This window comes from Bacillus sp. NEAU-Y102 (assembly GCF_054788175.1).
This window is the reverse complement of sequence record NZ_JBTWFK010000005.1, coordinates 244,550-266,984: the sequence shown is the minus strand read 5'-3', so window position 1 is coordinate 266,984 and position 22,435 is coordinate 244,550. Positions and strand designations below refer to the sequence as shown.

General features: G+C 35.1%; 12 protein-coding genes. All 12 read left to right on the top strand.

The features are described 5' to 3' along the window. The first annotated feature begins 48 nt into the window (after positions 1–48). The 12 genes from ACYFX0_RS15240 (at position 49) to ACYFX0_RS15185 (ending at position 22,427) form a co-directional block, all read left to right on the top strand. Positions 49–5,370 carry a phage tail tape measure protein gene (locus ACYFX0_RS15240; protein WP_106103105.1) on the top strand — a complete coding sequence of 1,774 codons (5,322 nt, stop codon included), beginning with the start codon at positions 49–51 and terminating at the stop codon, positions 5,368–5,370. Positions 5,371–5,428: 58 nt separating this feature from the next. After that, positions 5,429–6,046 (top strand): S-layer homology domain-containing protein, encoded by a 618-nt coding sequence (locus tag ACYFX0_RS15235; RefSeq protein ID WP_000068593.1) that lies wholly within the window; start codon positions 5,429–5,431, stop codon positions 6,044–6,046. 2 nt (positions 6,047–6,048) lie between these two features. After that, positions 6,049–7,122 carry a hypothetical protein gene (locus ACYFX0_RS15230; protein WP_106081364.1) on the top strand — a complete coding sequence of 358 codons (1,074 nt, stop codon included), beginning with the start codon at positions 6,049–6,051 and terminating at the stop codon, positions 7,120–7,122. Between the two features lie 13 nt (positions 7,123–7,135). Further along, positions 7,136–10,327: a M23 family metallopeptidase gene (locus ACYFX0_RS15225; protein ID WP_098838305.1), complete on the top strand. Its 3,192-nt coding sequence runs from the start codon at positions 7,136–7,138 to the stop codon at positions 10,325–10,327. Between the two features lie 78 nt (positions 10,328–10,405). Further along, positions 10,406–11,122 carry a hypothetical protein gene (locus ACYFX0_RS15220; RefSeq protein ID WP_106081363.1) on the top strand — a complete coding sequence of 239 codons (717 nt, stop codon included), beginning with the start codon at positions 10,406–10,408 and terminating at the stop codon, positions 11,120–11,122. A 14-nt stretch (positions 11,123–11,136) separates the two neighbouring features. Further along, positions 11,137–11,577: a hypothetical protein gene (locus tag ACYFX0_RS15215; protein WP_106081362.1), complete on the top strand. Its 441-nt coding sequence runs from the start codon at positions 11,137–11,139 to the stop codon at positions 11,575–11,577. 15 nt (positions 11,578–11,592) lie between these two features. Beyond that, positions 11,593–14,178 carry a hypothetical protein gene (locus ACYFX0_RS15210; protein WP_106081361.1) on the top strand — a complete coding sequence of 862 codons (2,586 nt, stop codon included), beginning with the start codon at positions 11,593–11,595 and terminating at the stop codon, positions 14,176–14,178. Between the two features lie 13 nt (positions 14,179–14,191). Further along, positions 14,192–14,491: a hypothetical protein gene (locus ACYFX0_RS15205; protein WP_460270863.1), complete on the top strand. Its 300-nt coding sequence runs from the start codon at positions 14,192–14,194 to the stop codon at positions 14,489–14,491. Positions 14,492–14,504: 13 nt separating this feature from the next. Further along, complete coding sequence (locus tag ACYFX0_RS15200) at positions 14,505–16,430, top strand: hypothetical protein (RefSeq protein WP_106103103.1); 1,926 nt, start codon at positions 14,505–14,507, stop codon at positions 16,428–16,430. 149 nt (positions 16,431–16,579) lie between these two features. Next, positions 16,580–18,256 (top strand): hypothetical protein, encoded by a 1,677-nt coding sequence (locus ACYFX0_RS15195; protein ID WP_001146340.1) that lies wholly within the window; start codon positions 16,580–16,582, stop codon positions 18,254–18,256. Between the two features lie 122 nt (positions 18,257–18,378). Continuing rightward, a complete protein-coding gene (locus ACYFX0_RS15190) occupies positions 18,379–20,514 on the top strand; it encodes a hypothetical protein (RefSeq protein WP_001146342.1) in 2,136 nt (711 codons plus the stop codon). Between the two features lie 23 nt (positions 20,515–20,537). Continuing rightward, positions 20,538–22,427, top strand: coding sequence for a hypothetical protein (locus ACYFX0_RS15185; RefSeq protein WP_000052790.1), 1,890 nt, complete (start codon positions 20,538–20,540; stop codon positions 22,425–22,427). Positions 22,428–22,435 lie beyond the last annotated feature (8 nt).

The window sequence follows — 22,435 nt, the reverse complement described above, 5'->3', positions numbered from 1 at the left end:
ATTTGAGGATAGGGCGGGATTTTATTATGTAAAAGGAAGGTGAAATAAGTGACAGTCAATAATCAAAATATTGGTGCTACTATTGCACTAGAGTTTGATAAGTCAATAAAAAATATGAAAGAGTTTGGAGTACAGTTGGAACAGCTAGATCATCGTTTTGGTAGTATAGAAAAACGTATAGATACTATGAAAAACTCTTTATCTTCGTTATCGGCTCAGACATCTAAGGCAGCGGGAAGTAACCTTAGAGCAAAACTTGAGCAAGAATTAAATAATATCGTCCAGGCAAATGGTATTACTTTATCTTCAGTTGGGACAGCACCTTTAAGTATTAAACAAGAAACCGTTCAACAATTGATGTCTAAAGTAGATAAAGAGTTAAATAAAACGATTGTAAAGATGATCAAAAACATAAACATTAATATGGATTCTGCTATGAATAATAGCGTAGTACCAGTTGGAAAAGATGAATTTAATAAAATTAATAAAGAAATTTCTAAGTTAATTAGTAATCAAATTAAACAATTAGTAAATTCCATTCGCGAAAATGGGGGGGATTTAGTAAATGCAGATAACTTGAGTGGACTTAAATTAGATATTTCTAAGGGAACAGTTAAGCAAATTTTAGTAAGTATTAAAAATCAATTAAAACCTATTTTACTGAACTCTGAGGTTGCTATTGAAGGACAGACATTAACAATTTCATCGAAAGATTTATCTGAATTAACGAAAAAAGTAAGAGGGAAAATAAAAGATTCTATAAAATTTAATTTCGAGGGTGTTATTAGCGAAGAGAATAGCATTGATAGCGAGATTATAAAAACAGCTAAGCGCATTGATAGTTTAATAGAAAATTATATAAAAGGCATACGAGGAGGGTTGCAAAAGATTGATCTCAAATCTGTAGAAGTACCTATGAAAAATATCTCTAAACAACTTCAAAGGTATATTGCAAATGATTTAGGTGTTTCTCCAGCCGAATTAGCTCATACTTTTCATTCTGTGGATCGAGGATCTCTAAGAGGATATGCTTTAAAAAGGCAGTTTGAAGGTATGGAAAATACAATTAATAAAAAATTAACTGCAGGAACAAATAAAATAATGATGTCAATGAAACAATCAGTAAGAGCTGTGGACTTTGAACCTCATTCTAATATTACGCAATATTTAACTAGTGAAATTAACAAGCTGAATAAGCAAATTATTAAAAAAATCAAGGAGTCCGTTGATAAGCAGTTTGCACATATAAGAAATGAAATTCTAGAAATTAATACTAACCCTCAAAAGGCGAATAGTAATAGACAGTTAAGCTTTATAGCAGGAAATAGTGCTAATACTTTAAATAACTCAAGTGGATCAAATCATAGTAATACAAATAAAAATAATAGCGATTCTAGTACAAGTAAGTCCACAAAACAAGACAATCCTTTTGACGGGTTTGGAATGGCTGGAGCGGTTACCAAAAAAGTTAGGAGCCTTGCTTCGGGTTCAATGCTAGATCCGATGGCTGCAATATCTAAAGCAATGGAAACCTTTAAAATTGCTCAGTTAGAACAGTTAAAGATTACACAAAACTTCTCTTTGAAACCAGAATATAAAAACAAAAATGGAAATACAGATTGGCTAAAATTAGATAATGATACTGGAAATCTAATGAATAATGTACGTGATTTATCCAGTCTTTACGGTATTGATTATGAAAGAATGTCTAAGGTAGCTGGTATAGCATCAAATGTAACAGGAGATAAACAATCTGCACGACAATTTGTTGATCAAGCTTCTAAGGTTTATCGCTTAGATAACAAATCAGACTTAGTTGAAACAATTGCTCCAGGATTACAGACAATTATGGCACAGTTTAAATTATCTGTCTGGGAGTTGGATGGAGTAGTTAACTCTTTTGCTGTTGCTACGAGTCAAACTAAAGCGAACAGTGAAGATGTTATGAAGGCTATGTCAAAATCGGGTACAGCACTCCATTCAGTGGGAGTGAATGCAGAAGATGCTGTGACATTAAATGCTTTAGCTATTCAAACTTCAGGAGAAACAGGGGAGAATGCAGGTGCAGCCATAAAAACGATTGCAGAGCGTATTACTTTACCATCTGTTTCTAAACAATTAGAAAATTATGGTGTAAAGGTATTTGAAAAAAATGAAAGTGGTATGAAAGTACGTCGGAATTTCATTGATATCCTATCAGACACCGCGAAAGCAAGCAAAAATAAATATATTGGAGAAGATAAAGTAAAATCCATTCTGTATGGAGAAGGTGGGGCAAATCAGCCACCAAAACTGATGTCCTTTTTAGAGACCATGCATAAAGAAGGGATAAATAACAGTAAGGATTTATCGTATTGGAAAATTAAGCAAGAAATTAATGAATTTAAAAAAGATCCTGCACGTCTTCAAGAAATGATGGCTGTGACAATGAAATCACCTTCTGTGACAATGGAACGAGCTGGGGTATCTGTTAATAACGCATTAGTGTCAGTATTAGATGCGCTAAATCCAGAGGTACAAACTTTAGCAAAAATTATTACAAACTTAGCCCAGGGAATGAAGGAACATGCAGGGCTATTTGCACAGTTAATTACGATTTTAGGTAATGCCTTGGTAGGTTTTGGTGCTATTCATGGAGTAAAACGATTAGGTCAATTGAGTAATTATGAAGAGTATTACAAGAAAGCCAATATGGAAAATAAATTCTTTGGTGGTACATCTCTAACAAATCGTAAAGAGGACGGAGCGGTAGGTTTTTTAAATGATCATGTTTTGGGAGAGAGCCAAAATTTACGTAATCAAGTAAATAACAAAAAATTCTACCGTGCGGCTATGAAAAATGATACGTTAAAAGGTTATTTTGAAGAATTAGCAGATTTAAAAGAGGATAGAAAGAATGAGATAAAAGAATATGTAAAAGATCATGGTGGAAAAGCTGAAAATATGGCCGATTTTCTTAGCATCATGGATGAATCTAAAGGCTATTATAAAGGTGAAAAGAAAGAATTAACAGCTGATGAATTACATACTCGTTCAGCTTATAATGCTCGCAACCTTACCCAAAGTAAATTATTAACAGACGTTTTTACTACAAATTTCTCAGAGCATTTAGTCAATACCTTATCAAATAGAACTAACTTTGACAGTATGAATGAGAATCAAAAATCAACAGCTGGTCGTTTGGCTCAAATGGATGATCAAAAACGTATTGGATTTGAGACCTATCTAGATCAAAACTATCAAAGTGTAGGCAAATCAATAAATAATATGGATGGACTTAATAAGGCACTCGATGAATATGAGGCTAATAACCGTAAGGTTACTATACAAACAAGACAAAGTACCACTGCGTATAGAGATTTATCGAGTGCTGTAAAAAAAGTGGCTGATGAAGCTGAAGGTGCATCTAAAAATAGAATGAAGGGATTTCTTGATTTTCTTGACACTATTCCTCAACGTGCAAAAGGTGCTGGTGGTGCAATTGTAGGATTAGCACGTAGCATGGGCCGTTTTGTAAAACAAATAGCGGTTGCCATGGCTGTGGGTGACGTTATATCAAATAGTGCTGAAACTCTAGGGTTAACGGCAAACCAGGAAAAAATACGTGATTACCAGATTAAAACTACAGGAGCCGCAGATGCTTATGTTAAAAATGAAGAAGGTAGTAGTTGGTATGGAAATATTTTACGAAAAGGAGGATTGGCTTGGAATGGATTAGTAAATTTAGCATCGCCGGGACATCCTGAATTAGATATTACAGATGTAGAGGGGTTTGAAGGAAACTTTAAAAATTGGATGAAGAAAGAATATGGAACATCAGATTGGAATGAAGCTTTAGGAAAAGAGAATGAGAAAAGGGCAAATGATGCAAAATCTAAAGGTCAAGATGGGAATTATTCAAAAGCATCTTTAACAGATTTAACACAATCGTATTTAAATCAATCTGGAATGTATGCTAAGAAGCAGCAATTGGAAAAAGAAGAGTTTATAGATCAATATACGAAAGCAGCCATCTCTGAATCAGAGCAGAATATGCGAAGGGATGATGCAGAAAAAGCTCGTAAAGCCCGGGAAAATAAAATGTTAGGTGAGGGTCAATATGATTCCTTTTCTTATGATGATTTAAAATCTCGTATTCAAGAGAGCCAGAAAGTTGCTAATAATAAGGGAGAACTTAACTTAATTACCGCCCTTTTAGATGGTGTGAAAGCTGACTCAAAAGAGTATATGAAACTTAGATTACAAGTAATTCAACAAGAGCGCGAAGCTTACAAAAAAGAGATGGACGAGCTTCATAATTTTACTCAACAGCGAGAAGCTGAGTTGGAATCGTTAGAGAAAAATGGAAAAAGATATACTGAGGATCCAGAAACTAAAGAAAGAATAGAGACGGATGATTATAAAAAAATTAAAGAATCTGTTGAACGGAGTAAGGACAAAGAAAAGAAATTAAAAGCTGAATTTGACCTAGAAGATAAGAAAAAACAAATTGAAGCACAACGTATTAAAACGGAATTTTATATTAACGACACTCAGAAAGGATTTTCTAGAGCACAGGCTAAGAAACAGTATAAGGATACATTAAATGCTATTAGCATGAACACAGAGAGTCCTACTTATATTGATTCACAGATTGTTTCAAGCCAATCTATGATTGGAGAAATGAAAAGTAAACTGGCAAATCTGCAATCCCAACAGTTAGCAGATCCAGATGGTCAGTTACAAGATACTATTCAAGGATTGAGTCAACAAATCGCAAGTGCTGAATTAGAAGTTAAAAATTTAAGGATACAAAGGCTTACAGCTTGGAGACATGATTTCGGTAATAATATGGATGATTTGGAAATTAAGTACATGCAGGAACGTGTAAACTTTGGACCAAGTATAGGAGATGATAGTTTCTTAGCACGTGATCTAAGAGTAAGAGAATTACAAGATCGTAAATCACTTATAGATAAGACCTTAGCGGTAAGAATTGCAGAGCGAAATAGTGGTAAGTTTGAAGAAGGTTCATCTGAATACGAACAAATCATGAAAGATATTCGAGAATTGACAAAGCAATCTTTACAAGCACAGATTGGTATCCACCAAGAGTTAAGAGCGCAAATGGGTGGAACATTTAATCTTCCTGAAGGCGTACAGGTTATGTCTCAGTATGATTATCTAACAAGTAAAGGTACACATTCAAACTTTAGTGTTCAATCGGGAGATATGTATGTCAATATTACTTTACCTAATGTAACTGGACAAACTTCTAGTCAACAGTTAGCGAATCTTGGAATGAATTTAGGAAAAGGATTAGCACAAGGTAGAACAACACCACTACGAAATCAGTTAAATTCAGCCCCTTGGGGATATCCAACATTCTAATTACAAAACCCCATCTAATTATTAGGTGGGGTTTCTTATAATACTAAGGGGTGATTAAATGGCACAACAAAAACCAAGTAAATCTAATGATGATGTATTTAAACGTAAATTATTTTATGATAACGGGATTCGTTTTGTACAAGTAAGGGGGCGTATGACTGGCGATTATAAGCCACCAACGCCAGTATTGAAATCCCATATAAACGAAAATATTCAATCTTCTGCAGGATTGGTAGGGAAAGGGACTTCTCATTATTCTACTACCATTCAATTTTTATTTGCGAGCAAAGAGGAATTTGCAGACTGGCTACAGTTTATTGGTGCAGAACACAAATACTATGATGAAAAAGGCACGATTTATTTAGGGATTGTTAATGGTGATTTAGATATTAAAACAGCAGAATTTGAGACGAAATATATCATTACTGTAAACCTTATGTTAATTCGAAAACAAGATTTCGAATATCGTCATCAATATCCTTTTATAGATATTGAAAATCATTGGGCGCAAACGTATATAGATGAAATGCAAAAAAGGGGACTTATCACTACTTATGCTAGTGATGGAACACCTGTACAGTATTTTCAACCTGAAGTTTGGATTACAAGGGCTCAAACGGCATCCTATATGACAAGGACTTTTAAATACATCGAAAAGATATTGAGGGGGTATTAAAAATGCCAAAGCGATGGTTAGATGTGGGGCCAAAGGATTGGTTTTATCGTGCAGTATTAGAAACAGATAATATATTTATTGATACAAAAAAAGAAGAAACCTTATTTAGTGGAAAAACCTATAACCAATTTATTGGTGGCAAGTCACGTCAGGTTCATAATTTCACTTCAACAGAGGGACAAACCAAGTTTGAAGTAAGCGGATATAAACCTGATTCTAGGGAAATGGTGTTTGTTTATATTGATGGGGTGCCTACACTCCCATCTAAACTTGAGGATAATTTTATACATATTGGTTACCCGTTAACCAATGGAAGAGAAGTTAGTATTCTTTTATCTGGGGTAGTGGAAATGCATGAAGGAGATCATACTCCTGAAAACTGTCAGATTTATCCCTTGATGAGCGGATGCTCTTTGACATATCCGGCAAAAAAGTTAGAAAAAGCAAATAATTACGTATTTGATATCACTTACTCTTTAAATGAAATAGCAGTTTGCATGAACAAGAAGTTAAAGAGAATACATGTAGATGTAAATGAAGACGAATCCATACAAGATGCACTTACAAGAACGTTAGGATTTAAACGAGACTGTTTTACTATAATTAATGGATATCTTTATGTATCTTATAATTTAAATCAGTTTCCTATTTATGTGAATTACAATTATCAAAAGGGTGCTCAAATTAAAAATAGGCAGGGAGAAAAAGTTGTTCCTATGTCAAGTTGCGCACTCTATAATGATAGATTCTTTCCTGATATAACGATATATAGAGGAGAGTTTTTTACTTTGTTACAACGTTTAAGAATGAATATTTATAATCGATATACAGATAGAGGATATGTAAATAATACAATTAAGCAAACGGAGAGATACATTAAAGATAAAGATAAGATTGTAGGAAAATGGTATGCCGAATCAGTCTTAAATATATTAGATGAAAAATTTAATGATGGTTGTTATGTATTTCCACTTTACGCAGATGATTCCTTTCAACCTGAGGTATGTGTAACTAGAGCTGAAGCAATTGTATATTTACATAGATTTACAGAATGGGCACTAGAAAGATTTAGATAGGGGGGAATAAGGTATGCCGAACGTATTTGATCATAGAACTCCTGCGCCTCAGTTGTTAAATGACGTAATGAGAAAAGTTAATGCTTTAGGTCATGAACCTAGGGTTATTATTGAATTTGACAAAATGGCCTATGTACCAGGAATGAAAAATAAGTTTGAAGTTTGGGACAGAATTCGAGAAGCATCTATTGTGCATCAGGCAGCAGAGGCAACTTTAACAACACCAGTAGCAGGTGCTGAGCCAAGTTCTGTTACAAAAGGTGGAGAATCAGGGGATAGATTTGAGTATATTAAATGTGCCTTAAATAAATGGGTAAAACATTATAAGTGTCCCAATGTTGCTTATTTCTTTCTATTAGCTGTAGCAAAGCATGAAACAGGATTTGGAACATTGGGACAAGGGAAACCTGAAAAAGGAAGTTATATAGTAGGATATGGTTGCCCGGGTTCATGCGATCCTCAATATAAAGGGATAGATACCCAAGCGAAGTATGCTGCAAAACGTTTTTCCGAAGCAATGAGGAGCAGATACGCAAAAATTTCCAATGGATATATGGATGCTAGTGATGTTGATTATTTCCATGAAGGTGGAGATAAAGGATATAAAAAGTGGAAATGGTCAGCAGATGGACCTAACTGGAAAAAACTTGTGAAAAGCTATTTTGATAGAATTATTGGTGAATCTAGTCAAAAAAAATGGCATTGTAAAGAATCTGGTTCTATTATTAATAAAAATCTGTTTCCAAAGCATTCTACAAATCTAAATGTTTCCAAGAAGGAAGAAGACTGTGGTTGTGAGAAAGCTGAGACTTATACAATTGAGGAACAAAGGAAAGAAGTTCATAATGCAACCTCTAGTGCGTTATCCGGTGCTACTTTTCCTGTTGAAGGAATTTCATTTGGAAATGGTGCGAAAGTATCTTCACACCATATGAAACATAAGGGCGGGGGTGCACGTTCAGGGCATAAGGGTACTGATATTATACATACATCCCAAGGTAAAATTAATGGTATGTGGGTAGTAGCGGCTTGGGCTGGACATGTACATAAGGCTTATAAAAGTACATCTTATGGTAATTGTGTAATGATTCAACATGATAATGGATATATGACAGTTTATGCCCACATGCAAAATAATTCTTTACAGGTTCGAAAAGGTGATTTAGTTACTCCAGGAACACGTTTAGGGAAAGTCGGAAATACAGGTCAATCTTATGGCGCCCATTTACACTTTGAAATTTGGAAAGGTGAATGGATTTATGGTGGAAATAATCATATTGATCCATATCCTGTTTTAACAGGTGCTCAAAAATTAGGAGTAGCACCAAGCGGTAAAGGTAATAATGGAGGCGGTAATACGGGCGGAAATGATAATAGTACAGGAAATGGAAGTGGTGTTAGTCAACCACCACCCCAAATGACCATTACCCAAAATATTAAGTTTAATAAGTGCTTTGATAAGGATGCAAATCTGGATGAGAATTGGCATGGACAAGAGAACATAACCCATTTTACAGCTTGGTCAACAGGCGAAAAGTATTTAGGGTTTAATGAGAATATTGCCAAAGGAGCAGTTGAAGATTTTGGATATAAACATAACTTCTCTTCAGACGGATTTTATGAATATGCTTTCTATGCAGATCTTAAAGAAGGAGATTCCGTAACGGTTACATATGACGGAATGATTGTAAAACGATATACAAAAGAGAACAATACAACACAACCTACATATGAACCTCCAGTTTATGCAAAATGGGTTGCAAGTGATATACAAGGGACCAATTCACATATATTAGATTTCTCCTTAAATAATGTAAGTGGTGAGGCCGTATTTGGACTAAAATGCTTTAAGGTAGTGGAAATTGAAACTCAATACGGTGCACAATATGTTGATGAAAGAATTAAGGCTCGTAAACGTGATGTATGGGTTGATACAGGGGCGTTTGTATACGATAAAACCTTTACAGTAGACCAAGATGTATTACAGTGGGAGATAAATAGCCATTTTGACGCCAGAGTCGCAACTGCAAGAATTACTTTAGACAATAAACATGGTATTTATTCTCCTACATATGAACGAGCCAATATCTTTCCTGAGAATTTAAGAGAAGCAGAGATGTCATATTATGAGAATGGTGCAATCAGACATGTGTTAAGTGAAGCTACCCCAGTACGTATTTATGCAGGCTATGGTGAAAACCTAGTAAGGGTTTTTACAGGACGTATAAGAGGAGAGATTGAGCAAAATTCTGATGAAAAAACAATTACTATTAATTGTGTAGATATGTACGATATGTTAGAAGAACATGTTTTTGATAGGGTCCTAACTTTTCCTCGAAGAGACGAGATACATGGTGATGAAAAACAACCAGTAACCATGTGGGTTAAATCATCTATTATTCATAATATCGTAAATGAGGCAGGAATGATTGGATGGAGGATCCATGAAGATGATTTGAGATATGCTGATGCTATTATTGAAGAAACGTATTATATTGATATCGATAGAGGTGGGAAAAAGGCAGTCGTCTGGGATACTAAAAGTCAACAATATGTCGAAAAAGATATAGCAACTGTACAAGATGCACAAGGTTATAAAAATCCTTATGTACAGGCGATAGATTTTTTAGAAGGTACAAGAGCATCTGATGCGGTTCATGAAGTCATCGGAGATATTATGTATCGCTCCTACTGTGATCGTTATGGAACATTTAGATTGGAAAATATCCGTAAAATTAATGCAAGTGAGGCAAAATGGTCATTTATAGATGGTGAGAATTTATATTCTCTTTCCACTTCTATTGACCATTCTCGTATACGTAATCATCTTATTATTGTTGGTAATGGTGGGCAAATTGAGCATTTTGTAGATAAAGATCTTCTTATATCTACAAAGGGTAATATGAGAACGGCTAAGATTGTTGCTGATTGGATTGATGAGCGATTTGGTTCAAATGCAAGAGGAACCAAAGAGGATATTTCGAACAAATTATTTTTTGATATGAAAAGGCAAGCCCGTACTTTTAATGCCGTTGTTAAAGGAAATCCAATGATAGAGTTATTAGATGGTTGTTATGTTTATGATAGTAATACTTCTAATGCAGGGTATTATGTCATAAAAGGGAACCGACTTGTTGGAAATAAGGAAGGTATGTTAAATTTCCTAGAATTTACTTGGCATGACAAAGAGAATTATTATAGCTAAAAAAACAAGGAGATTCCTGCGGAACGTTAGGAATCTCCTTGTTTTTTCTTATAATGCTATGGAAAGCGAGGTGGGAAAATGGCGCAAAAGAGTCATATGAACGTAAATGATGTATATCCAATACTTGATATGATCAATAGAAAAGTTAATCAAGGAAAGGGAACAAGACACCATTTTACTAGTCCGCTATTCAATAATGATAACGACAATAGTGTAACAACATTGAATTCTTCTCAATGGCAAGTAGAGTCATTTGAAGTCATAAGGGAAACAGAAAATTCAATAGCTAATCATGTAATTAATGAGATCCGAATTATTTATCGAAATGGTGCATTAGATAAAATTTCTTTAGTCCGTGGGCTCAATCCATCTGTATCTGATGAAATTCAAGATTATGAGTACATCAACAATATTATGATTACAGAAGTTTCTATAAAAACAGAGTGGTTTGGTAAATCCCAAGAAGTTGTTGCAAAGATTATAAGGGAAAATGATTACGGTAATTTTAAAAAGGTTAAACTCACGTATTTTGACTCGGAATGGGGCTGGAGTGAGGACGAAATTGAAGAAGATTCTATGCCGTCTAAATATGAAAATCCATCTGATTTTTATAACGGTAAATATAGTAATTATGAAGAAGTGATAGTAGAGGATTATGTAGACTATGCAGAAATAGGATATGCATCTAATGAAGAAATTGAAATCTCTCCAGATGGTTGGTCTGATGGATATAATCCATCGTCTCCTGTAGATGTTAATGTGGAACTCGGACCAAAGATAACAGATGAAATTTAGAGAGGAGGTCCTACATGAGTTTTGGAGCAAATGTAGTAGTTGGAGGGGAAATAGATAGAGTAGGTAGATTGGGTGGTGGACGTTTAGATTATCCATTTATGCCTACAAAAACAGTTCCTTATATAAAGGGGAAAATTTTAGAGGTACTAGGTACTTTAGAGCACTTTGATATTCAATTTATTCCTGATTTTGATATTGAGCTGGTCTCCGTAGCTGTAGGAGCATCTAGATATCATTCCTTTGATAATTGGAGTTTGTTTATTGGAGATGATCATAAAAATAACTACGTATTTGATGAAATTTATACGAAGGATTTACCAGAAGGTGCTTATTTAATGGCTGTGAAAACAGTAAAAGCAGGTACCCCAATTACATTCCGCTTTGATAATAAAGGTGGGCAATCGAAATATGTTTGGATAAACTTTCAATGTTTAAGGGATAATCCTAACAAATAAGAGAGGTGGATATAAATGCCTTGGGTAGAGGAAACATTAAGACACGATAATTTTTTAGATGATATGTTTGATAAAGTATTTAGAAGATTTAAAGATAAATCAGGTAATTACTGGTGGCAGAATTTTAACAATCAAGTTCCAAAAGTGGATCTATATAAAATTACTTTTGAAAAAGGGTTATTTGTAAAAGAGGAAGAGGGATATCTACCTCCTTTTGAATCTCGAGAAGGTATGTTATGCATCACTCGGCATATGATTATGCGTAGGTGGGATAATGAGTATTTAGCATTCGCACAGTCAACAGGGGCTGTAAAAATTAACACTAAAGATATTCCTAGAGAAAAAGAAGGTTTCTTAGAATGGATTTCTAATTTTTATAGAAAATCTGTAGACTATACAACTGTTTATTCATACACACTAGACACATATGCTGGATATACGCATTATGTATCACCTAGTGGTGAACTTGCTCCAGTTACTATCATGAGTGAAAATCATGGTTTGGATATATTTAGGGATAGCATGGATATAGAGTACTACGGTGAGGGTGAATACTATGAAAGTATGAAACAATCACCGATTATTACCATGCAATTAAAAGGAGATACAGGTGATCTAGTTGCCTCCATAGGGAAGTTGAATTATCGAACTAATACGAATTGGTGGGGGGACTCTTTAATTCAGCTAAAAGGTGTATTTGATGAGACAAGTGCATTTTTTACATTAAAAGTAGATTCAGCTCCTAGCTGGGAAAATAATATGGTGACTTTAATTCCCTTTTTCTTTGGAAATCTAGTATCTAAAAATACATCTTCGAAAAATGAAACACCAATCGCTATGCTTGGAGGTAGGCAAGTAGGAGAATTTTTTGATTTCGATAGTATAGAGACTAAAACTGAAATTTTACAACCTATCACAAGAAATTATGTAAACCATCCATCAAACGGAGTAGATTCCGTTATGATCAAAAAAACAAAATATGGAGCACGTTATCAAGAACATTTTTTACGTTGGAACGTGCCACCTAACCTAATGCCACCTACTCGTGAAGAATTAAGACTGGTCAAAAATGCACAAGGAACCGAGAAAGAGGAAGAATATGCTCGTAAGTACCCAAGGGCATGGAATTATTTAAGATATGGTTACTATCAATACGATTTTCATGCGTCTAGGTATAGTAATAAGATTCATACATCTCGCGCAACAGTCATGCATCCTGAAGATGGTGTATTAGGGTATATTCCTAATATCGTACTTCTGCCCGTTATTAATGTTTCTGAAGGTGAGAAATTAGTGTTCCCTTATTGGTGTGAAGAATGTAATGAATCTCAATATCAACCTGAGGTACCTAAAGAATCTACTAAATTAGAGTGGGGAATTGCTAAGAGTACAAGCAAACTGAATAATCTTCATGTGAATTTAGGAGATTCAACCAATAATTCTAATTCCAATTCTGATAAAGGTAATAAATTTTCTTATTATTGCGATGGGTCAGTAAAGGCACCAGCAGTAGATGATACTTATTGGAACCCCTCTGTTATTACGCAAGATTATTTGGCTAACAGCACAGATGGTATTGGAAAGGAATTAAGCAAATCGTTCTGGGAAGGGCGAAATGATTGGTTAGATTATTTACAGGAGCCTCAAAGTCAGTATCATTTGGATCACTCTAAAATAAAAAATGAAGATTTTCATAAATTTTTATGGAAAACTTTAAAAGATATTAAAGATGAAGGTTATAGTTTACAAGATAGATGGCTAGATTTTAACGAGTGGGGAAAGACAAATTTACCTTGTTTAAATGAATTGCAAAAAGCCTCAGTATTTATGTCGGCTAAACTCAATAAACCTGTCTTATTCTTCCCAGGTTCAGAGGGGTTTTTAAAGGGCGATATTTTAGATAAAATGCTTCCTTTCATTAAGAAAGTACCAAGTGTTATATATGATTGGATTGACTTTAATAATGTATTTATTGAAAACGAAGATGATACGGGTCTTGTTGGAGCTTGGGTAATGGATAGTTTTGCTACAGCCATGCATAGTAATGGGAAAAAGGAAAATATTTTATCTTCTTTTCGTTCTTTAGTTAACTTTGAACCTCAGGTGCTGCTTTATAATATTTCAGCTGCCAAGGCACATCGCCCATATGACTATATAAAACCTAACCTGGGTTTTGGCAGTCATGTTGTTGATGGAGAATATAAAGCATATTATCTACCGGATATGACTGATGATAATTATATACCTTATGTTGCCGCAGAAGTAGCTGTACATGAGATGGGTCATGCATTATCTAATTATGGATATGACATATTAGGTGAAAAACTACATGAAATGCAAGAATGGTTAAATATTAGTGGGTGGATCGAGAATATTGATGGTTCATTTAATGAACTAACGAAAAGCTCGCCGGGTACAGCGTTAGATAATGGAAAACTTGCTCCGGTATCAGATTATGGATGTTTTAGCCCGACCGAAGATTTTGCTGAGGCCTTTATGATGTATATCATTAATAGACAATTTTTAGCTAGAAATTTTAAAGATAAACACGATTTTATAGTTAATAAATTAAAAGAAATGGGTATTGATCCAAAACTGTAGGAGGTAAAATATAATGATTCTTAAGATAAAAAGAGGAGAAGATTTTGCCTTTATTGATAATGAAGGTGATATTCAACATAAAGTCAGAGTAAGCGGTAATAATGAATCTCTTGTAAAATCTTTGGATAATATTTTGAATGTTCAAATAGGAATAAGGTTTAGAGGAGAGATTAAGGGGATTCCACATAAATTAATTACAAAGAGCGGAAAAAATCCTCCAACAATCAATAAATCTAATAAATTATATCTTATGGAATATTTTAAAAGAGACTTAGAATTACAAGGCTTTACCGTGGAAATTATAAAAGCGTAGAGGTGATTTTGATATGGCATTAACTCCCGTTCCTAATTTATCAGTACCGCAAAATAAAGGGTTTAAAGGAACTGATTCACTACCAATTATACATTCAATTAGATGGAGGCATTTACCATCGAGGTACATTTTTAAAGACGTAGATGACGTAATTACATATCATTCTCATGAGCCACTTACTATAGATATTAACAAGCATGGTGTATCTTATTTTGATGTTTATTTCCTAAAAGATACTGATATCGTTGAAGTAACAGCATATATCAGATTTTTAAGAGAAAAAGATCAGCTTTTAATAGAGGAACCCTATAAAATTGGAGAGGCTGGGGCAGTAATAGCTTTAGAGGATGATGAAGTAAACCATGAATTAAGGAGAGTTAAAGGAATTGCTTTTACGCAAAAAGACCTAGGTGATGGTACACCTATGTACGACTTTATGAATATGTCTAAAGAAGGCATTTATGAAGTCTGGATAAAAGTAATTACAGGGTTAGGAAAAGAAATGCATTTAAGGGTTCCTTTTCAATGGGATAATTTGGTTCCTAGTATTCATCCAGAAAAAGATGGTCATGATTCTGATGATGCGGGCAAGGATAACAAAAAATCAGAATATAATGATGAATATTACGTGACGATTGTAGAGGGGGACTCAGCTTTTACTAAAAGGCCTTCTACCCATTTTAGAATGGCAGGTATAGGTATGTTAAAAGATGCGGGTTGTTTTAAAAGAATAGAGACTCCTGTATTAGAACCAATTTCAAGGCCTTCAAAAATACAGATTATTAATGATATCCCAATTAGTAGCTGTGGTTTAAATTTAATTACATCACGATTTAATAAGGTAGTAGGAGAGGTTGTTACATTCTCGCTTGTACACACAAATAAATCTGGTATTCTACGCATTGATACGAACTATGATAAGAATGGTTTAAAGAGTCTTGGGAATGGAACGTTTAAAGTTATTAATAAGGGCGTATATAAAATTACATTTATTGTAACGTATAACGATGGACAAGAATGTATAACTGAGGGGACTATTATTGGCGAATTTATTTGTGAATTAAACATTACTGGTCCTTCTTTAAAATCACATGTAGGAGATTCAATTGTTCTTCATTTAGATCATGGACAAAATAGTTCAGCTTCTAATATAGGTGTACTTGTTCAAACCCCTCCTAAAGTCATGCAGACAGGAAATTACACTTTTACTAGTAGTTCACCAGGAGTATATTCAATTAAATTTATCGTTGATTATGGTTTTGGAGTTTGCGAAAAAATAGTGAATATTGAATTTATCTCAAAAAATATTCCACCTGAAAAACCAGAAGGCGAAGGTGGAAAGCCAGAAGGCGGAGGCGGAAAACCAGAAGGCGAAGGCGGAAAACCAGAAGGAGAAGGTGGAAAGCCAGAAGGCGGAGGCGGAAAACCAGAAGGCGAAGGCGGAAAACCAGAAGGCGAAGGTGGAAAGCCAGAAGGCGGAGGCGGAAAACCAGAAGGCGAAGGTGGAAAGCCAGAAGGCGGAGGCGGAAAACCAGAAGGCGAAGGTGGAAAACCAGAAGGCGAAGGCGGAAAACCAGAAGGCGAAGGTGAGAAACCAGGTGAAAATGTACTAAAATGCGGACAAACGGCACAGGGTGGCATGGGATATGGGGAATATATTCATGCTGTAAGTGAAGAGGGCATCTGCTATGTGGAATATGATTTCTTCTCTGCGCCAGATAGGATGCGGGTATTTGTTAATAATGAATTGATTTATGATACTTCACGTAAAATGGATAAAGAAGGAAGTCCGTTTGGTTTTTATTATAAACCTGATGATGGGGAATTAAGAGTAGTAATGAATGATGGTCAAGATAAAGGAAGCAGGTGGAGTTATACCCTTTATTGTGGAAGTAGTGTACCTTCGGATGTAAAACTAAAAGCTAAAATTATTAATTAGACATGAGTGTTGTTAACAGAATAAAAAGACTACTTATAATGAATTTAAGTAATTAGTTGCAACTTATTACCTACTCATAACGATAACTAAGTTGCAGAATAAGGGCGGGTAAAATCTCGTCCTTAATTAATAGAAAGAGAGGTGTAGAAATGCCGTATATTGATAGCACACCTGCACTTTCCCCTTATAAGGTTCGTGAAGGTAACTTACAACACGGTTTTATGGATTTACTGATTAAACACGGCTGGACCAAAGTAGTAGAGTTTAAAAAAGCTGTAACAGGGTCTTATTATGTTACAGATCATCCTTTAGAAGGAAGGCATGATGAAAAATTTACAGTTGCCAATCATATTATTTTACGTAATGCACGAGGTGATTTGTTTGGTTTTGCTGTAGTTGCAGATTGGAAGGAGTTTACTGCTCATGATAAAGGGATTCCATATTACAATGCTTTTAAATCAACAGCTACTGAAAAAGAGGCCCTTATTAACTATATGGCCAAAGAATTTGAAAAAAGAAAAGTAAATACATCTCTTTATTTTTATATGTTGGAAAAATTACCAGATGTAAAAGAGGGAGATAAATTATTTACCCCATGGGGAACGGGCTCTAGTGCAGATGAAAAACGACTTCAAATGGCTTTAGATATTGAAGTTACACAAATTGATTTTAAATCTACAAGTGCTGGTTCAGAATTTGTAAAACAAGCGAATCCTGTTGTGATGCAGTCGCCTATTGTAGAGTCATCTCTACGTTCACCATTACTTGAAAATATTGATTACCCTTATATGCATACAAATTGGTGGGTTGATTCGGAAATTAATATTAAAGGACATATTGACAGTAATAGTCTTTTCTTAATTATCCAAACGGATAATACACCAATGTGGGAAAATAATGTCGTACCTATTGTACCGATTTACTTTGGCGATATTGAAGCAATAGATGAAGGTGATCCTGCTATCGCATTATTCGCAGGAACTGTTCCAAAAGGTACTGATACAAATGGCGTTGCTGCTTATAACTTTGATGATATTAAGATTAAAGGTGGGCGTCAAATTATGCCTGTCCTGAAAAAATATCCTTCTAATCCATCTAATGGTGTTGACTCTGTAATGGTGAGTCGTACTAAATTAGGTTCTCGTTATCAAAGTTATTACTTGTCTTGGAATGCACCTGCACAAGATATGCCTCCTAAGCGTGTATCTGAAGTAGGTAATAAACAATACCCACGAGCATGGGAACGAATTAATAATTATCAATTCAATCCTTCACGTTATTCGGATAAAGTACAAACTTCATTTATTTATCTGATTCATCCAGAAGAAGGAGTAAGAGGATATTTAAAGAACTCTGTAGGATTTAATTCAATTAATATGGGATCTAGTGAATTAAGAATTCGTCAAGAGAGTTGTCCAGAAAAGGTTTTTGATGTATATCAGTGTGTCCCAGTTAGTGCAATTTCACCACTAACGAAGCGACCATCCACACAATTTCGACCAATGGGATTAGGGTTGTACAAAGAAGCACTAAATACTTCTAAGAAACCAGCAGCGAATAAGACTCTAGTTAATGTTTCTAACCTAAAAGCTACAAATCCACAAGAAGGAACTGTATTACTTACTTGGACAAATCCGAATGATATGGAGCTCTCAACGGTTAACATCTTCGTAAATGGTATGAAGTATGCAACAGGTGTCACTGAAGTAGAATCATATACTATTAAAAATGTGACAAAAGGAAATGGTGTAAAAATTAAACTAGTTTCTGTAGACATGAAAGGTAATGAATCTGCAGGTATTGAAGTATCTGTGAACGTAATGTAGTAATGCAACTTACATGTTATGAAAGGAAGGTACCTACCTATAATATACATGACATAGAAGAATTGCTATTTATAAAACTAATTAACCTATTATTAAAATAAAATGATGAAGTGGGTGATGAGATGCCATATATTGATTCAACTCCTCAGGATTATCCCTCTAAGTTTGAAGAAGATAACTTGCAGGACGTATTTGCACAAATGTTAATTGATAACGGTTGGACGTTAGTGAGGAACTTTTATAAAGCTGCGGTAGATACTAGGGCGTACAATCGCCGAACGGATCAAGTCAATTATGCAATTGCAAGACATACCATTTTTAGAAATGCAGATGGGAAATTGCTAGGTTTTGCGACAATTAGCCAATTCCCTCTTAAGTACAAGTATGAAAAAAAACAGCCTATTCGTAGACCTCACGATGATACCGATCCTAATGATCCTAACTTTAAAATGAAGCCTACTTGGGATGAATGGATTAAACAAAAGTATGTAGATAATACAACAAGAACAAACTTGTATTTCTATATGTTAGAGAAGTTACCAAACTCTAATCTTGTTAAAGAAGATGGTATTGTTTCTATCGTTACTATGCCAGGTATGGGTGGTACATCCTTTGAGCAAGACAGAGATAGGGATAGAGATGACTGGTCTAAGTGGTGGTATGAGTATTTTGAAGGAAACTACCATGTAGAAGATAGAGACTACGATCCAGAAGACTTAATTTATGAAGAAAAATTATTATCAGCTTCTCCTTTCCATGTAATACGTTCAGCACTAGATATTGAAGTGTTAGAAACACGTTGGGATACTGATATGCAAGAAGCGGTAATTGAAAAAGCTGATCCTCGTGTAATGCAGTCACCAATTGTTAAGACTACATTGCGCGCTGAATTTTTAGAGCATATAAACGATCCTTTATGGCATACGAACTGGTGGACAGATTCAGAAGTTCGTGTCAAAGGTCATATTGATAGCACAACATTTTTCCTAGTTCTTCAAGCTGATACAGCCCCTGTTTGGGAGAAGAATTTGGTTCCGACTATACCGCTATATTTCGGTAAAGTAAATTCTTTAGATGGAGATAAAGATGAAGGCTATGCATTATTTTCAGGAACTATTCCACCTGTAAAACGTGTGGATTCAACTAGAAAAGAAACTACATTTTCTTGGCGGAAAATTATGCCTGGAGATACAATCCTTTATGTCAATGATGCAACGAAATTACCTGAGGCACCAGCGTTGTTAACGATTAATGGTACAGAGGTAGTTAAACTAATTGAGAAAAAAGGTAACTATTTAACTGTTGAACGTGCGCAACTAGGAACATTCATGCGTGCACCTTATTGGGACACAGGTGCGACAATTGCTCGTCTATCGACTAACAACGCTAGCAAACGAGTGAAGAATGAAGATGTAGTATCTTTATTTGATTTTGATGATCCTGGCGCAACTGTTGGCGAAACAATTTATCCTTTACTTAAATTGTATCCACATCATTCTTCAAATGGTGTAGATTCTGTAATGGTTTCCCGTTCAAGATTTGGTGCACGTTATCAGGCTCACTATCTCTCATGGAACGCACCTTCGAACCAGCTACCACCAAATAGAGTAGATGAAATTGGTAAGAAATATCCGAGAGCATATAATCCTGTTGAAAAAACTAACAATTATAAATATCAATTTAATACTTCCCGATACTCAGATAAAGTACACTCCTCTCGAATTTATGTAGTTCATCCTGAAGAGGGTGTGAGGGGGTATTTAGATAAAGCAATTGGTTTTAACTCACAAGGAATGAGTGCAACGAACTTACGTGTTGCAAAACAAAACTGTCCGGAAAAAGTTTATGAAATGTATAAACCACATAGTATAGGTGCGGTATCTCCTCTAACGAAGCTACCTGTTACACCTTTCCGTCCTGTAGGTTTGGGGATTTATTCTGAGGACTTTAATCCAAATGAAGTTCCTCACGACATTAAGAATGATAAAACTCCTCCAGGAGAAGTGAAGATTACTAAAGTATTAAGTCCAATATCACAGACTATTGATGTAGAATTTGAACTTCCTACAGATAAGGATTTAAAGCATGTCAATATCTACTTAGATGGTAAGATCTATGCTACTGGAATTACTGGAACAACTTATTACAGATTAATGGGATTAAACACAGGATTTAAACCTGAGATCAAAATTACTACGGTGGATTCAGCCGGTAACGAATCTGTAGGTATTACTGCAACACCTATAGAGGTTTCTTAATAAATATAGAAGGGGTGACCAATATGTCATTAATTAATACAGATGGATTTTTCGATGTAGATTTGTCCGTGCAACTTCTACCTTTAGATTTAGAGAAGTTGTTTAATGCGGGAGGATGGAGTACTTTAGGGAAATACCGTGCGGTATCGCCTTTAACAGATGCAAATGGAAAGAAGGATTCATACCGAAAAACTTTTGCTGAAACTTTTCTATTTGAATCGAAAGGTAGCGATAAACAACATCGCTACTTTGGATTCACCACAGGTTATGGTGGAAATGTAAGAAAGCTTGGAGAGGAACCTGTAATTTCAAAAGATACATTTTTAGGTGAAATGAAGGATGTAACTCCTAGTGGGGCCAAAAAAACAAAGACAGTATTTGAATTTATGGTTAAACCAGTTATTCCTTCTAGTGTAATTTTATATCGTGAAGATGGTTCAATGATTGACCAAGCTACAACAAAGTATTTAATAGATGGAGAGAAAGGGACTGTAACATTCAATGATAGTCAAGTAGGTAAGGTTCTTTCTACATACTCGCTTACAGATAATGCTCCTGATCTAGTAAAACGCTTATGGTTCTTTACGTTTGAAGGATTTATCCCTACTCGATTTATTTTACGTTCTGAACGCCCTGACTTGGCTGAGCTAGAAGACAAAAAAGGTGGAGTATTTAGCTTTAAAATGAAGAAAGGGAACCAACGTATCCGCGAGAATTCATATAAGTTCTATGATAAATTAACTGGAACAGTACCCCTTGATTCCGCTGATTATACTGTGGACCATGAGGCCGGTACAGTAACGTTTTCAGGAGGAACTGAGCCGTTAGCATTATTCGCTGACTATGAATTAGAATATGTAAAAGATGCAAACGGTAGTTATGGAGATATTGAAGTAAATAAGTTTAATCCGCAAGTTCCAACAGAACTTATGGGGGCCGCTTATGATGCAGTTCGCTTTGTTTATCCTTCATTACCAACAGCCGTATCGTTTATTCCGCAAAATGATATCGGTTTAGGATGGGGACGAGATTCTCAAGTTTATTATTGGGGAAATATTACAAAGGACCGTATCGTTTCTTACTTCCGTTTAGATCCTGCGCCGGATCCTGAAAGTACGTTCTTTGCACCATTATATATTGGACGTCTATCGACAATTGGTAAGACTCCTCGAATGAATAATGTAATTATTGGTGGAGCTCGTTCTGATGATGAGATTCAATATAAAGCGGGCATGAAATTAGGACGTAGTGTAGTTGACTATGGTGTAAATACATCTAATGGTAATAGTTCTGTACTTGTACAGCGAACTGTTGGCGGGGCAATGTATCAAAAACATTACTTAGCATTTATTACTCATGATGCTGACGTAGATCCAAGCCATGAGTCTCGTTTTAATCCGTCTGTATATTCTAATAAATATCACATTTCGCCAATGTATATTGTTCATCCTTCTGATGGTTATGTGGGTAGACTAGATGAAGTTTATGCAATTCATCCAAAAAATATCTCACAATTAGATGAACTAGAAGTAAAAGAACGATCTGAAAACGAGCAAGTAGGTACAGGAGATGGAGCAATCAAAGAGTTTCATTTATTCCATAGACCTACAATCGATGATGAATTTGAAGTTCGCTTAGTAAGTTCAACTGGATGTAATACGTTAACTAAAGCGAATTATGTTGAATATAAAGCAGATACACCTCCAGCTGCTGGGAAATTTACAGTAGATGGTTCTACCAAACGATTAATTTTGGGTGATGCTCCAAAAGATCGCGTAGAAGTGATTGTTGCTTATAATTACGCCCAAACATATCGTTACACTTTAGCAGATACACCTAGAACACCTTTCCGTTTAGCGAACATGACTCCATATGCTCCTATTGGACTTGGTTTCTTAAAAGAAAATTTATAATAACCGCA